General features: G+C 59.4%; 15 protein-coding genes. 12 read left to right on the top strand and 3 right to left on the bottom strand.

The window, feature by feature from the left end; all coding sequences use genetic code 11:
- Positions 1-3 precede the first annotated feature (3 nt).
- The 9 genes from WBR25_RS04985 to WBR25_RS04945 all read left to right on the top strand — a co-directional run bounded on the left by WBR25_RS04985 (position 4) and on the right by WBR25_RS04945 (position 9,117).
- Positions 4-687, top strand: coding sequence for a glycerophosphodiester phosphodiesterase (locus tag WBR25_RS04985; protein WP_479749502.1), 684 nt, complete (start codon positions 4-6; stop codon positions 685-687).
- Between the two features lie 155 nt (positions 688-842).
- Positions 843-2,720: a methyl-accepting chemotaxis protein gene (locus tag WBR25_RS04980; protein ID WP_005335052.1), complete on the top strand. Its 1,878-nt coding sequence runs from the start codon at positions 843-845 to the stop codon at positions 2,718-2,720.
- A 509-nt stretch (positions 2,721-3,229) separates the two neighbouring features.
- Positions 3,230-5,014: a fumarate reductase (quinol) flavoprotein subunit gene (gene frdA / locus WBR25_RS04975; protein WP_047437968.1), complete on the top strand. Its 1,785-nt coding sequence runs from the start codon at positions 3,230-3,232 to the stop codon at positions 5,012-5,014.
- Positions 5,007-5,741 (top strand): succinate dehydrogenase/fumarate reductase iron-sulfur subunit, encoded by a 735-nt coding sequence (locus tag WBR25_RS04970; protein WP_005335057.1) that lies wholly within the window; start codon positions 5,007-5,009, stop codon positions 5,739-5,741. The genes frdA and WBR25_RS04970 overlap by 8 nt, the downstream gene beginning before the upstream one ends.
- A 16-nt stretch (positions 5,742-5,757) precedes the next feature.
- Entirely contained in the window at positions 5,758-6,156 is a 399-nt protein-coding gene (locus WBR25_RS04965; RefSeq protein WP_005335058.1) for a fumarate reductase subunit C, read from the top strand.
- Between the two features lie 10 nt (positions 6,157-6,166).
- A complete protein-coding gene (gene frdD / locus WBR25_RS04960; protein ID WP_005335059.1) occupies positions 6,167-6,523 on the top strand; it encodes a fumarate reductase subunit FrdD in 357 nt (118 codons plus the stop codon).
- Between the two features lie 251 nt (positions 6,524-6,774).
- Positions 6,775-7,503 (top strand): nucleoside recognition domain-containing protein, encoded by a 729-nt coding sequence (locus WBR25_RS04955; RefSeq protein ID WP_005335061.1) that lies wholly within the window; start codon positions 6,775-6,777, stop codon positions 7,501-7,503.
- Positions 7,500-7,967: a YjiG family protein gene (locus tag WBR25_RS04950; RefSeq protein ID WP_005335063.1), complete on the top strand. Its 468-nt coding sequence runs from the start codon at positions 7,500-7,502 to the stop codon at positions 7,965-7,967. Before WBR25_RS04955 ends, WBR25_RS04950 begins: the two co-directional genes overlap by 4 nt.
- A 25-nt stretch (positions 7,968-7,992) precedes the next feature.
- A complete protein-coding gene (locus WBR25_RS04945; RefSeq protein WP_479749501.1) occupies positions 7,993-9,117 on the top strand; it encodes a M20 family metallopeptidase in 1,125 nt (374 codons plus the stop codon).
- 89 nt (positions 9,118-9,206) lie between these two features.
- Here the strand turns inward: WBR25_RS04945 and WBR25_RS04940 are convergent, their stop codons facing one another.
- From WBR25_RS04940 to WBR25_RS04930, 3 genes are all read right to left on the bottom strand, one after another.
- Positions 9,207-9,956 (bottom strand): substrate-binding periplasmic protein, encoded by a 750-nt coding sequence (locus WBR25_RS04940; protein WP_127006007.1) that lies wholly within the window; start codon positions 9,954-9,956, stop codon positions 9,207-9,209.
- A gap of 91 nt (positions 9,957-10,047) precedes the next feature.
- Positions 10,048-11,274 carry a winged helix-turn-helix domain-containing protein gene (locus WBR25_RS04935; protein WP_479749500.1) on the bottom strand — a complete coding sequence of 409 codons (1,227 nt, stop codon included), beginning with the start codon at positions 11,272-11,274 and terminating at the stop codon, positions 10,048-10,050.
- Positions 11,275-11,327: 53 nt separating this feature from the next.
- Positions 11,328-11,987 (bottom strand): class I SAM-dependent methyltransferase, encoded by a 660-nt coding sequence (locus WBR25_RS04930; RefSeq protein ID WP_479749499.1) that lies wholly within the window; start codon positions 11,985-11,987, stop codon positions 11,328-11,330.
- A gap of 144 nt (positions 11,988-12,131) precedes the next feature.
- On the opposite strand from WBR25_RS04930, the gene WBR25_RS04925 reads away from it, so the two are divergent.
- The 3 genes from WBR25_RS04925 to WBR25_RS04915 are packed head-to-tail and all read left to right on the top strand — an operon-like array spanning position 12,132 to position 14,919.
- Positions 12,132-12,806: a thermostable hemolysin gene (locus WBR25_RS04925; RefSeq protein WP_479749498.1), complete on the top strand. Its 675-nt coding sequence runs from the start codon at positions 12,132-12,134 to the stop codon at positions 12,804-12,806.
- A complete protein-coding gene (locus tag WBR25_RS04920) occupies positions 12,803-14,269 on the top strand; it encodes an AMP-dependent synthetase/ligase (protein WP_479749497.1) in 1,467 nt (488 codons plus the stop codon). Before WBR25_RS04925 ends, WBR25_RS04920 begins: the two co-directional genes overlap by 4 nt.
- Positions 14,266-14,919, top strand: a complete 654-nt coding sequence (locus tag WBR25_RS04915) for an iron-containing redox enzyme family protein (RefSeq protein WP_005362310.1) — start codon at positions 14,266-14,268, stop codon at positions 14,917-14,919. Before WBR25_RS04920 ends, WBR25_RS04915 begins: the two co-directional genes overlap by 4 nt.
- Positions 14,920-14,947: the final 28 nt, after the last annotated feature.

The following is a 14,947-nucleotide window of genomic DNA, read 5'->3' as shown; positions in this document are numbered from 1 at the left end:
AACATGCAGATTATTGCCCACCGTGGCGCCAGCGGCCTGGCCCCCGAAAACACTCTCAAGGCGATGGCCAAAGCGCTGGAGCTGGGAGCATCAGCCATCGAGATCGACGTGCAGGCGGCCGATGGCGAGTTGTGGGTCTTCCACGACCGGCGGCTGGAGCGCTGCACCAATGGCAAGGGGGTGCTGACCGAGCAATCCCGCTCCTATCTGGAGCAGCTCGATGCCGGTGAGGGAGAGGTGATCCCGACCCTGTGGCAGGTAATGGAGATCATCGCCGGACGCTGCGAGTTGCACATCGAACTCAAAGGCACCCATACCGCCGATGCGGTGGCAGCCCTGACCCGACGGGCAGAGGCCGAGCTGGGCTTTACTCCCGGCCTGTGGGTGGTCTCCTCCTTCCATCACCCGGAGCTGGCCCGATTTGCCGCCTCGCGGCCCGATATCCGGCTCGGTGCCCTGACCGCCAACCTGCCGCTCAACCTGGCGCAGTTTGCCGACGAACTGGGGGCCTGGTCACTCAACTGCGACGTGGATTTTGTGGATCAATCTCTGGTTGCAGATGCACATCGCCGGGGGCTCAAAGTTCTGGTTTATACCGTTGATGATCCAGAAGATTATGAAACGCTCTCTAGCATGGGGGTCGATGGAATCTTCACCAATCGACCAGATCGTTTTCTGACGCAGTGAGGGGGCGATACGCGCATGGATAACCACTGATTTAGGCACTAACTTTAAATAGCTGACCGGGATACAAAGAGTTCAACTTCAGCCGATAAACAGAGGCTCATAACAATAACTAGATTCCACACACACTTCAGACTGACGCTCACAAGGATGTAACTATGAACTTATCCATTAAAAACAAGCTTGTTCTGGCTATCGGGGTCATCATTCTGGTGATCACCTGCCTGCAGGTCTGGTACAACACCTCGCAACTGCGCAGCGAGACCCAGCGACTGGTCTGGAACATCATCGACGAAAGCTCCATGGCCAACGTCAAGGGGATCTCCCGCTGGGTCGACTCCCGGATCAGCATGGTCAGCACCACCAAGGAAGCATTCGCCAAAGAAGACGAGCCCATCAGTCATCTGGCCCAGTCCATGAATGCCGGTGGCTTCGACCTGGTCTATGCCGGTACCGCAGACGGCAAAATGATCCAGAGCAAACCAACCGACTTGCCCGCCGGTTATGACCCACGTCAACGCCCCTGGTACAAGGACGCGGCCGCCGCAGGCAAGCTGGTCATTACAGCCCCCTATGCCGACATCTCCACCGGCCAGCTGATTGTCACCATTGCCGAGCCGTTCCAGCGCGGCAATACCCAGGGAGTCATCGCCGGTGACGTCTCCATCAGCTCACTGATCTCGGATATTCTGGCGGTCACCACCGAGGGCACCTACGCCATGCTGGTGGACAGCAATGGCACCATCATCGCGCACCCAGATGCCTCCCTGAGTCTGAAATCCGCCACCGCTCTGGCACCGGAACTGACTGCGGCCTACATCAATCAGGTCGCCCATGACGGCATGATCAACGAGCTGGTGATCAGCGGCAAGAAAGAGGTCTACGACTTTAATGCCATTCCCAATACCAACTGGTATTACGGCATGATGGTGGATGAAGAGATCGCCTACCAGTCGGTACGCCGCATGGTTACCTCCTCCTTCATTCAGGGGCTTATCACCATACTGATCGTGGCAGGCTTCTCCTATGTCGCCATCAACGGCTCGCTGGCCCCTCTGAAAACCCTGGGCGAAGCGATTGCCGATCTCTCCCGTGGCAATGGCGATCTGACCCGCCGGATCAAGATTGAACGTGAGGATGAAGTAGGCGCGGTTGCCAAACACGTCAACACCTTCATCGAGCGGATCCATGTGATGGTGCAGGATATCTCCAACTCCTCCGGCCAACTCAACCAGCAGGCCAAGTCCTCCCACAGCATGGCGGAGAAGGCCAATCAGGGGCTGGCACGCCAGCAAAACGAGATCTCCCAGATCGCCACTGCGGTACACGAGATGTCGGCCACCGCGGTCGAGGTTGCCAGCAACGCCGAGCAGACCGCCGAAGCGGCGCGCAGCTCCTCCAGCAGCTGCGAGCATGGCAAGCAGGTGATCGCCCGCAACCAGCGCTCCATCACCGATCTGGCCACCCAGGTGGAACAGGCCTCCAACATCATTCAGGAGCTGGAGAAAAACGCTCAGGAGATCAACACCATCCTCTCCACCATTCAGGGCATCGCCGAGCAGACCAACCTGCTGGCACTCAACGCCGCCATCGAAGCGGCACGTGCCGGTGAACAGGGCCGCGGCTTTGCGGTGGTAGCCGACGAGGTGCGCGTCCTGTCACAGCGTACCCACAGCTCCACCGTCGAGATCCGCAATATGATCGAAACCCTGCAACGCAATACCCAGGGAGCGGTCAGTACCATGCACGAAGGCCAGCTGCTGGCCCAGAACAGCGTGGATGACGCCAACAACGCCACCCATGCGCTGGAACAGATCACCACCTCGATCAACCAGATCTCCGACATGGCGACCCAGATCTCCAGCGCGGCTGAAGAGCAGCGGGCCGTCACCGACGAAGTAAGTCGCAACATTCAGGCAGTGAAAGATGTCTCGGACGAACTGGCAGTGGATGCAGACAGCTCACGCCATCTCTCTGAGCAACTTAAAAATATTTCGGGTGAACTGAGCAATCAGGTCGGCATGTTCCGCATTTGAGCATGAGCAAAAGGGGCCGTACAGGCCCCTTTTATTTTTCTAAATAGCGCTTAATTTTCAGTGAGTAATCTCACATTACCCGCCAAATACCCCGCCTTGAAATCCTTGTAATTCGTCTGGAATTATCAGATCTCCGCCGTGGCCACCACAGCATTTCGGATTACCTATTTCTATCCGAATAGATAAACGCCAATAATTCTCATTAAAAAATTACAATAAAAAACTTAAAATTTTTTTCGAGAGTACCTAAAAAGAGAGGTGATTCGCATTTTATTGAAAGAAAACTACGTACAATCCAGAAGTTAAAGTACTCGTAGCTAGGTGTTCAACTGCTCAGTAACACCAAAAAATGACGATAATAACGACATTTTCATCCAGGGATTTGGGTGTTTTATAGAAAAATAACCAATAAAAAGGGAATAAAACCTAGCAGTTTGACTTGCATCAAGCCTGAATTTTTTTCATAGAGCAAAATCGTGCCCAGCAAATCTATCCCTAAGGAGGCAGATGTGGATATTATCAAGACCGATGTGGCCATCATCGGTGCTGGCGGTACCGGCTTACGCGCCGCTATCGCTATAGCCGAATCACAGCCAGACCTGGACATCGCCCTGATTTCCAAGGTTTACCCGATGCGCAGCCACACGGTTGCTGCCGAAGGCGGCGCCGCCGGTGTCGTCCGTGATGACGACTCCCTCGAAAACCACTTCAACGACACCGTCTCCGGTGGTGACTGGCTGTGCGAGCAGGACGTTGTGGAATACTTCGTCAACAACGCAACCAAAGAGATGATCCAGCTGGAGCACTGGGGTTGCCCCTGGAGCCGCAAGCCGGATGGTAAAGCCAACGTGCGTCCGTTTGGTGGCATGAAGGTTCCGCGTACCTGGTTCGCAGCAGACAAGTCCGGTTTCCATATTCTGCACACCCTGTTCCAGACCTCCGTCAAATACCCGAGCATCAAGCGCTTCGACGAGCATTTCTGTCTTGATCTGATCGTGGACGACGGCCGCGTTCAGGGCGTACTGACCTTCGACATCCAGAACGGTATCACCCGCTTCATCCAGGCCAAATCCGTGATCGTGGCAACCGGCGGTGCTGGCCGTGTCTATCGCTACAACACCAACGGTGGCATCGTCACCGGCGACGGCATGGCACTGGCCTACCGTCACGGCGTACCGCTGCGTGATATGGAATTCGTCCAGTATCACCCGACCGGTCTGCCGGGCACCGGCATCCTGATGACCGAAGGTTGTCGTGGTGAGGGTGGCGTCCTGCTGAACAAGGATGGCTACCGCTACCTGCAAGACTACGGCTTGGGCCCGGAAACCCCGATCGGCCAGCCGAAGAGCAAATACATGGAACTGGGTCCGCGCGACCGCGTTTCCCAGGCATTCTGGCAAGAGCAGCAGAAAGGCCGCGTCATTCAGGGCCCGATGGGCGATGTGGTTCACCTCGACCTGCGTCACCTTGGCGAGAAGTACCTGAAAGAGCGTCTGCCGTTCATCTGCGAACTGGCCAAAGCCTACGTCAACGTGGATCCGGCCAAAGAGCCTATCCCGGTACGTCCGACTGCCCACTACACCATGGGTGGTATCGAGACTGACAACAAGTGTGCCACCCGTCTGCCCGGCCTCTACGCCGCGGGCGAATGTGCCTCCGTCGGTCTGCACGGTGCCAACCGTCTGGGTTCCAACTCCCTGTCCGAGATCGTGGTATTCGGCAAGCTGGCCGGTGAGCAGGCAGGTGAATTTGCCAAGACTCAGAAGCATGGCAACACCGAAGCGCTGGCCGCCAAGGCCGAGGCGCTCATCAAGCAGCACCTCTCCCTGATGGACATAGACGGTACCGAAAACCCGGCCGATATCCGCAACGAACTGGGCATGTCCATGGAAGCCGGCGTCGGTATCTACCGTACCGAAGAGCTGATGCAGGGCACCATCGACAAGATCAACGAGCTGAAAGCCCGTTACAAGAAGGTCAAGATCAACGACAAGTCCTCTGTCTTCAACACCGATCTGCTGTACGCCATCGAACTGGGTTACATGCTGGACGTGGCTGAAGCCATGGCGCACTCCGCCATCAATCGTAAAGAGTCCCGCGGTTCCCACCAGCGTCTGGATGGTTACGAAGAGCGCGATGACGTGAACTTCCTCAAGCACACGCTCTCGTTCTACAAAAATGGCGAAACGCCCTCCATCGATTACTCCGATGTGAAGATCACTAAGTCCCAGCCGGCAAAACGCGTGTACGGCTCCGAGGGTGAGAAACAAGACGAGGCTAAGAAGAATGGCTGAGATGATTGAAATTGAGATCCTGCGCTACCGTCCAGAACAGGATAACGAGCCCTGGATGCAAACCTTCCAGGTGCCATACCAGAGAGAGATGTCTCTGCTGGACGCCCTGCAGTACATCAAGGATCACCTGGACTCTACCCTGAGCTTCCGCTGGTCCTGCCGGATGGCGATCTGCGGCTCCTGCGGCATGATGGTCAACGGTGTGCCCAAGCTGGGTTGCAAGGCGTTCCTGCGCGACTACCTGCCGGGCAAGATGACCGTAGAGCCGCTCAACAACTTCCCGATCGAGCGCGATCTGGTAGTCGACATGTCCGACTTCATCGAGAAGCTGGAGAGCATCAAGCCGTACATCATCCCGAGCGAGCCGCGCAGCCTGTGTGATGGCGAGTACATCCAGACTCCGGCCCAGATGGCGCAGTACAAGCAGTTCTCCCAGTGCATCAACTGTGGTCTCTGCTACGCGGCCTGCCCGCAGTACGGCATCAACAAGAAGTTCACCGGCCCGGCGGCACTGGCTCTGGCCTATCGCTACAACGTCGACAACCGTGATGCCGGCGCCAAAGAGCGTATGCGCATCATCAGCCAGGACGAAGGCGTCTGGGGCTGTACCTTCGTGGGCTACTGCTCCGAAGTGTGCCCGAAAGGCGTCGATCCGGCAGCGGCCATCCAGCTTGGCAAGGTCGAGAGCGCCAAGGACTACATGATCGCCATGTTCAAGCCAGATTGAGAGCAGGATTGAGACCATGAACAACACTGATAGCAAACGTAAACCTTACGTCCGCGAAATGAAGAAAGACTGGTGGCTGAAGAACGCCTTCTACACCGGTTACATGATCCGTGAAGGCACCAGTATCTTCGTCTCCATCTACGCCGTTGTGCTGATGTGGGGCCTGATGCGCCTGGTTCAGGGTCAGGAAGCGTTCAACGGCTGGCTGGAATCCCTGCAAAGCCCGATCGCCATCCTGTTCCATGTCGTCGCTCTGGCGGCGTGCCTGTTCCATGCCAAAACCTGGTTCGCCCTGGCGCCGAAAGCCATGCGTATCTTCCGTGGTGAAGACCTGGTACCGGAGAAGCCGATCGTTCTCGCCCAGTATGTGGCGCTGGCGGTGGTGTCCCTGCTTGTCCTGATCATCGTGGCCTGAGGAGAAAACAATGAGACGTTCTGACGAACCAATTTACTGGGGTCTGTTTGGTGCGGGTGGCATGGTCGTTGCCATGCTGCTGCCGGTCATTGTCCTCATCACCGGTCTGCTGGTGCCCATGGGCATCATGGACGTGGAAACCATGAGCTATGACCGCGTGCACGCGTTCGCCAGCTCCTGGTGGGGTGCCTGCATCCTGCTGGTGATCATCGCTCTGCCAGTCTGGCACGGCATGCACCGTATCTACCACGGTCTGCACGATCTGGGGATCCACACCACCAAGCTGCACCACTATGTGTTCTATGGCTTTGCCTTCCTGGTATCTGCCATTAGTGTCGGCCTGCTGATGGTACTGGTACTCCAGTAATCACATCTGACTGATTGACCAAACCGGGCCTCGTGCCCGGTTTTTTTTGCCCCGCTATCCCGCCCCTGCTTTTTATTCACTCAAACAATTCGATAAAAACCAGATTATCGTCCAATCATATGGCGATCACAGTCACATAACCCCAATACATTCGTCATTTGTAGCAAACCATTTTGACCACCATCAATTTAGTGACATCCATATCAATTATAATTATTCAGATTAAATAATTATTCATATGGAGCTAGCTAATGACAGACAAAACACGCTCGGTGAGCATAGGCAGTTACCTGGCACTGGCCTTCGCCGTGGTCTTCTTCTCCGGACTGTTGCAATCCGGCGAGTGGTACGGGGTATTCGATTTCACCACGCTGAACGGCTCGTTCGGCACCATGGTCCAGAGCGTCAGCGAGAATGGTGACGGCATCAAGACCGCCATGACCGACATGCGCGGCAAGGGGGGCAACGGCGCTCGCGATGGCTTTTTGTTTGCCCTGACCCTGATCCCCACCGTGATGTTTGCCCTTGGCATGATCAATGTGCTGGAGCACTACGGCGCGCTGGAAGCGGCCCGCAAGTTGCTGACCCCGCTGCTGCGTCCGCTGATGGGGATCCCGGGCAATACAGGTCTGGCACTGATCGCCTCCCTGCAGAGTACCGATGCCGGTGCCGCCATGACTCGTCAGCTCAAGGATGAAGGGCTCATCACCAAGCGTGAAACCGACGTGTTCACCATGTTCCAGTTCTCCGCTGGCGCCACCATCGTCAACTTCTTCTCCTCCGGCGCCGTGCTGTTCACCCTGACGCTGGCGGATGGCAGCCCGGCGGTCAGCTCCTCCATCGGTCTGGCAGTCATCGTGATGTTCGCCTTCAAATTTGTCGGGGCCAACCTGTTCCGGGTCTACCTCAATATGAGCGAAGGCAAGCAGACCGATAACAACACCCAGCAGACTCTCAACACTCAGGAGCAAGCCAAATGAGCCAGGCCAACATCAAGAAACCCATCGTCACCGATATCTTCGTCGAAGGGGCCAAGAAGGGCTGGGTCATCGCCACCACCTCCACCGTACCCAACGTACTGATGGCCTTCGTCATCATCAAGGCGCTGCAGATCACCGGCGCGCTGGATGCCATGGGCGCCATCTTCTCCCCCGTCATGGCCATCTTCGGGTTGCCCGGTGAGGCGGCAGCCGTGCTGATCGGCGCCTGGATGTCGATGGGCGGTGCAGTCGGTGTGGTCATCACCCTGTTCGATCAGGGGATCCTCAACGGCACCCACATCGCCATTCTGGCGCCAGCCATCTACCTGATGGGCTCCCAGGTGCAGTACATGGGCCGCATCCTCGGCTGTATCGGCACCGAAGGGCGTTATATCCCCATCATGGTCGCCATCTCGGTACTCAACGCCTTCGGCGCCATGCTGGTGATGAACATCCTTCTCTGACCCGAACCTGATAGTGGAGCAAGCAATGACTTTTTCTCTGGATCAATACCTGACCGAACTGGCCCCGCTGATCAATCTGGATTGCGGATCCCTGCACCAGCCGGGCATTGCAGCAGTGGCCGACCTGATGGCCGCCAAATATGAGGCGATGGGCGGCTGGCAGATCAAGCGGGTCGACTGTGGCGCAGCCGGGGTGGGACTGGAGATCCGCAACCAGCCTGATGCGGCACAGATCGATGTAATGCTGATCGGCCATATGGATACCGTCTTCCCCCTCGGCACTGCCGCCGCCCGCCCGATGAGTATCGATGGCGAGCGCGCTTACGGCCCCGGTGTCTCCGACATGAAATCCGGCCTGCTCAACATCCTCTATGCCCTGCGTGAACTGCCCCGCGAGGTGCGCGATCGCCTGAGCATCTGCGTCTGCATGAACCCGGATGAGGAGATCGGCTCCCTGCACTCCAGCGACTGGCTGGCAACGGTGGCCAAACAGGCAAAACAGGTGCTGGTGGCCGAAGCGGCCCGCGCCGATGGCTCGCTGGTCAAGGCGCGCAAGGGGATGGCCCGTTATCGCATCGATTTCACCGGCAAGGCGGCTCACGCGGGCAACGAACCGCAGAAGGGGCGCAGCGCCATCACCGAGCTGGGCCACTGGATCCTGGCTATCAACGCCCTGACCAACTTCGAGAGCGGCACCACCCTCAACATCGGCACTGTCGAGGGGGGCAATGGCGCCAACATAGTGCCGGCCCATGCCAGCGCCGTGGTAGACGTCCGTTTCTGGGACAATCAGGAGTACCACCAGATCGACGATCATCTGCTGACCCTGGCCGAGCGGCCGCATCTGGACGGTGTCACCATCCAGCTGACCCGCGAGGCCCACAAACCGGCCATGGTGCCATCAGAAGGCACCCAGGCACTGATGCAGCTGGTGGAGGAGTGTGGCGCCGAACTGGGACTGCCGATCAGCTGGCAGGAGGTGGGGGGCGGCTCAGATGCCAACCTGACCGCCGCCCTCGGCATCCCCACTCTGGATGGTCTGGGCCCTATCGGCGCCGGTTTCCACAGTGACGAGGAGTATCTGGATCTGGCCAGCATTGCCCCGCGCATCGAGCTGCTGGTGAAGGTACTGACCCGTCTGGCGGCCTGACAGCCTCTCACGTAGAAAAGGGCCAGCCGGTTTGCACCGGCTGGCCCTCTGTTTATCTGCTCCTCCTGAATGACAGCCCCCCTTCGCTATTACTCCATCGGTGGCAAGAAGCGGCGCATCACCTCATCCGTATGCCCCCCTTCCTGAAATGCCACCAGCGACTGATTGAGGATGTTCACCAGCTGGTGACCGCGGGGGGAGCCCTTGCTCACCAGCAGATAGAATCCCTTGCGGCTGGGCAGGGCGAGATTGAGCAACCCGCTCTCGCTGCGGTAGATGCCAAGGCTGATGCCTGCCACCAGAGGTTCGATTTCGCTCGGCAGAAAATCGCAGCGATCCCGCTCCAGCATATCGAGCGCCTGCTGCAACTGCTTGACCCGGCGTGGCTCCTGCGCAAGCCCGTAAGGTGTGTAGTTGTAACCAATCACCCCGCACACCCGGGAGCGATTGACCGTCTGCAGATCCGGCGGTTCGGGGTAGCGGCGCTTGAGATAGAAGAAACCGAGGTGGGTGTAATAGAGGGGAACGCTGTAGAAGGCAAACTCGGCCCGCTCCGGCTTGTAGCTGGCATCCCAGGTCAGCTCGCACAGACCATTCTGGCGAAAATCCGCCAGCTCCTGCTGCACCCGCGCCCAGGGCAGATAGCGGATCTGGTGCGAGAGCCCGCTCTGTTGCAGGGCATCGAGCACCAGCGTCGTCGCCGAACCGGTCAGGCGGCTGGTATCGGGCACCCCGTCCTTGCGCTCCCAGTAGGTAAAGGGGGCCCACTCGTTGCCCTCCCCCAGACAGATCTTCACTGGCGGCTCTTGCCCCCATAGCGCGGGGGACAAGATGGCCATCGCCAATCCCGCCCACCATGTTGCCGCTCGCCTCATCTCCCGCTCCCGAACTGTTTATCCCTCTTGCAGCTTAGCCCAGAAGGGATAGAGCTCACTTTGCAGGGGCGCTTTCATGCCACAACGCCAGCAAATTGGCCGGAATGGCACCATAACGGAGCTGCGGGGTCTGGTGCCAGTCAGCCAGCTTTTGCAGGGCTTTCGCCAGATCCTGTGCAAGCGTACGGGTCACTCTCACCCCGGCTTCCAGATAGAGGCTCTTGATCTCGAAGATCCCCTGCTGACGATGAGCCTTGGCATCCATTCTGCCCACCAGCTTGCCGCGATGGAGCAAGGGCAACACGAAGTAGCCGTATTGACGCTTGGGGGCTGGGGTGTAGCACTCAATGCGATAGTCAAAATTGAACAGTTCACTGGCCCGTTTGCGATCCCACACCAGCGGGTCAAACGGCGACAAGACGGTGGTATGGGTTGCCTTGAGGGTGCCCGCCAGTGCCCTTGCCAGCTCATCGGCCAGCGAGGCGTGCACAAAAGCACCGTGCTGCCACCCCTCCACCCGTACCGGCAGCAGTTCCCCCTCGTCCGCCAGCTGATGGAGCAGGTCATCGTATTTGCCGCGCCGCAGCCGGTAGTAGTCCGCCACCCAACCGGTTTTGACCAGCCCCAGCGCCCGGCAGCTGGCGCGCACCATATCCCGCTGCGCCTGCTCGACGCTCGGCAGATCCCGCTGGTCGTTCCAATCGGGGATGACCCGTTCGGCCAGGTCATAGACCCGCTGAAAGTTGCGCCGCTCCCGCACCATCAGCTTACCGGTGGTAAACAATACCTCCAGATGGCGCTTCTCCGGCTTCCAATCCCACCAGCCATTCCCCTTGCCGGTTGTGCGTTCAAAGTCGGCCGCCCGCACCGGGCCATGCTGGCGAATGCGCTCGATAAGCAGGTCGATCTCCTGCTGATGGGTGGCAAGCCAGTTGGCCGAAAACTTCCAGCCCATAGCGACGGGGTCGAGCATCCGGTGGCGCAGCAATCGGTAATCTTCGCGGGGCACAAAGCAGGCCTCGTGGGCCCAATATTCGAAGATCTCGCCGTCAGCCAGCAGTTGCTCCAACCAACGCGGTTCATACTGGCCAAGGCGGCTAAAGAGCACCAGATAGGGGCTGCGTGCCACCACCGAGATGGTATCGATCTGCAGCAGCGCCATGCGGCGAATGGTGGCCAGCAGATCGGCCGGGGTCGCCTTGCTGCGACGGGGGGCAAGCAGCCCTTGCGCCGCCAGTTGCAGATGACGGGCATCCTGCAGTGAGAGGTGGGGTATGGACATGAAAACAGGGCATCCGTTCCAGAAGTCAGGCGATCAGCATGCCCAATCCATGATCAAATGAATACACCCTGTTCAGGTTTGGTGAACACCGCCACATCGGCGTGAGGGAAGCTGAGCTCGGCCTGCCAGCTGGCGGCCAACACCTGAAACGATGCCTCGGCAAAGAAGACGATGTGGGTCGGGTCGTGGCGATAGCGCCAGTTTTTAAACCGCTCGTCACTGAGCACCCGCTGGGTCTGCAGCACCAGCAGGCCACCGGGCTTGAGGCAATCCCACAACTGCGCCAGCACCGTGCGCGGCTCGGCGATATGCTCGATCACCTCGGTACTGGTGATGAAGTCATACTGACGCGTCAGCAACTCGGGAAAATCGGCGTAGAACTTGTCATACCCCGCCATCTGGTAACCCGCCTCGCGCCCCATCGCCACCAGCGCCGGCCCTGGGCCACAGCCAAAATCGAGGCCACTGGCAGGGGTTGGCACCCGCGCCAGCACCTCACCAAAAGCCCGCATCAGAAAGCTGCGATAACGGGGATCATCCACCCGGTTGTCGTGACCGTCATAGACCGCCTTCTCCGCCGCCTCATCCAGATGATCCGCCTCATCCAGCCAGACCAGCTCGCACACGAGGCAGCGATGATAGCGCTTGCCCGCCACCGGCAGGGGATAACTGCGATGGCTGGCACACAGGGGGCAGCTGACGGTGGATGACATGGCGGTTCCTCTTGGGGGCTTCCTGTTGGATAACAGCGGCGCAGATTGCCTGCCCGCTGCCTCGCTGACAACTTTTTTTGCTCCTTAAGGGTTTCTTAAGTTTGCCCTTTTACTCTCAAACCATCGCAAGAGAAGGAGTCACCCATGACCATCGAGATCCAGGCCCCCTACCGATTGCTGCTAGCCAAGTCCCCGCAGCAGGTCATTGCGCTGCAAACCTATATCCAGGCCGCCTACACCCTCGAGTTCAACGCCCGCATCCCCCATTTTCTCCCCTGCCTGCTGGGGCTCTATCGGGCGGACGGGACGCTGGTCGGCGCCTGTGGTCTCAATCATGCCAGTGAGGGGCCTCTCTATCTGGAACAGTATCTGGAGCAACCCATCGAGGCCGCCATCAACACCCGCCTCGGGGTCTATCCGGCACGCAACCGCATTATCGAAGTGGGCAATCTGGCCTGCAGCGAACCGGGCAATGCCCGCCTGATGTTTGCGGCCCTGTGTCGTCTGCTGTGTGAAAACGCCCTCGACTACGTGGTCTTTACCGGCACGGCCAAGCTGCGCAACAGCTTTGCCCGCCTGCAACTCAATCCGGTGGAGCTGGCCCCCGCCCAGGCCCATCAGGTGGGGGCCGACGCCGACGCCTGGGGTGAGTACTACCGTTGCCAACCCAAGGTGATGGTGGGCGACATCAATCAGGGGCGCGAGGTGCTGGCCCAGCGCAGCCTGCTGCTCAATCTGCTGGCCCCCATGCCGACCCTGTTTGACGATGCCGGCGAGAGCAGTGATAACCAGACCCATCAAAAAAGGTGCGCCCAATGAGCCTGTTCGACGCCATCGCCAAACATGCCCACGAGGATCCGCAATCCCCTGCGCTGCTGAGCAGCCAGCAGCGTCTCGATTACCAGACCCTGTGGCAACAGATCCAGCGTCTGGCCAGTCAGCTGCAACAGCTCGACATCAGCCGTCTGGCGCTGCAACTGGACAACGGCCTGCCCTGGGCGCTGCTGGATCTCGCCTGCACCCGCGCCGGTATCGTGGTGATCCCTGTGCCCCACTTCTTCAGTCAGGCCCAGCAGGCCTGGTTGCTGGAGAGCAGCGGCGCCGATGCGCTGGTCGGCCCATATCATCAGGGGTGGCATGCCGCCGAACCGATCTCGCTGATCACCGGCGAGCTACCGCTCTGGCGCCATACCCCGGCCAATCGACCGGCGCTGTCCAAGGGCACCGCCAAGATCACCTACACCTCCGGTACCACGGGCCAGCCCAAGGGCGTCTGCCTGTCACTGACCCAGATGATGGCGGTGAGCCATGCGCTGGCCGAGCGAGTCGCGCCAGCCAAGGTGGAAAAACACCTGACCCTGCTGCCGCTGGCCACCCTGCTTGAGAACATCACCGGCCTCTATGTGCCGCTGCTGACCGGTGCCTGCAGCCGCATTCCGTCCCTCGGTGAGCTCGGTTTCACCGGCTCCAGTTCGCTCAATCCAGCCATGCTGGGGGAAGCGCTGCTGCGCTGGTCGACCCACAGTCTGGTGCTGGTGCCCGAACTGCTGCGCCTGCTGCTGGCGCTCTGCACCAGCACCCCGACGCTGGCCCAGCAGCTCAAGAGCCTGCGCTTTATTGCCGTCGGTGGCGGCAAGGTGGCTCCCGACCTGATCAAACATGCCCGCCAGCTCGGCCTGCCGGTGTATGAGGGATATGGCCTCTCGGAATGTGGCTCTGTGGTGGCGCTAAACAGCCCGGATGCTGACAAGCCCGGCAGCGTCGGCCGCCCCCTGCCCCACTGTCAGGTCACTATCGCCAGCGACGGCGAAATTATGGTGAGCGGCAGTGCCATGCTGGGTTATCTCGGCAGCAACGAACCGACTCCCGAAAAGATCGCCACAGGCGATTTGGGTCATCTTGATGATGAGGGCTACCTCCATATCACCGGGCGCAAGAAGAATGTCCAGATCACCGCCTTTGGCCGCAACTTCTCGCCAGAGTGGGTGGAAGCCGAGGCCCAGCTCTGCCCCGCCATCGCACGCATCGTGGTGTTTGGCGATGGTCAGCCAGCCAACGTGGCGCTGATCCAGCCCTTGCCGGGCAAAGAGGCGGATCTGCCACGCCAGATCGCCGGTCTGAACCAGAGGCTGCCCGATTATGCCCGGCTGCACTACTGGTTGCCGGTGGTACTCGACCAGCATCCCGGCCTGCTGACCGCCAACGGGCGCCCCCGTCGCAACGAAATTTACCAACACTTTTCCCGGCAAATCAGCCAATGCCTTACAGGAGAATCGTCATGAGCTTCTACCAGACTCTGCAACAAGCTACAGCCAGTGAGCGCGAGCATCTGTTCAACGCCCCCATTATCGAAGCCTGCCGCCGTGGCGATATCAGCCGTGACACCTATCTCGCCTTTCTGGCGCAGGCCTACTACCACGTGCGCCACACAGTTCCGCTGCTGATGGCAACCGGCGGCAAGCTGGGTCAGGAGTACGAGTGGGTTCGCGGCGCCATTGCCGAGTACATCGACGAGGAGTACGGCCATCAGGAGTGGATCCTCAATGACATCCGCGCCTGTGGCGGCGATGCCGAGGCGGTGCGTCACGGCCAGCCCGGGCTGCCCATCGAGCTGATGGTCGCCTTCCTCTACGACCAGATCCAGCGCGGCAACCCCATGGGCTTCTTCGGCATGGTGCAGGTACTGGAAGGCACCAGCGTGGCCATCGCTCTCACCGTCGCCGACCAGCTGAAAAAGGGTCTCGGCCTGCCACCCCAGGCGATGAGCTACCTGAGTTCCCACGGCGCCCTGGATCAGGAGCACCTCAAGTTCTTTGAATCCTTGATGGATCGGGTCGAGAGTCCGGCGGATCAGGCCGCCATCATCCACGGGGCCAAGGTGGTCTACCGCCTCTATGGCGAGATGCTCTACAACCTCACCGCCACACCGTAAGTCGGCAGCAGACAGCAAAAAGGGAATC

The sequence above is a fragment of the Aeromonas sp. MTB genome (assembly GCF_056632455.1).
This window is presented reverse-complemented; position numbering and strand designations above follow the sequence as displayed.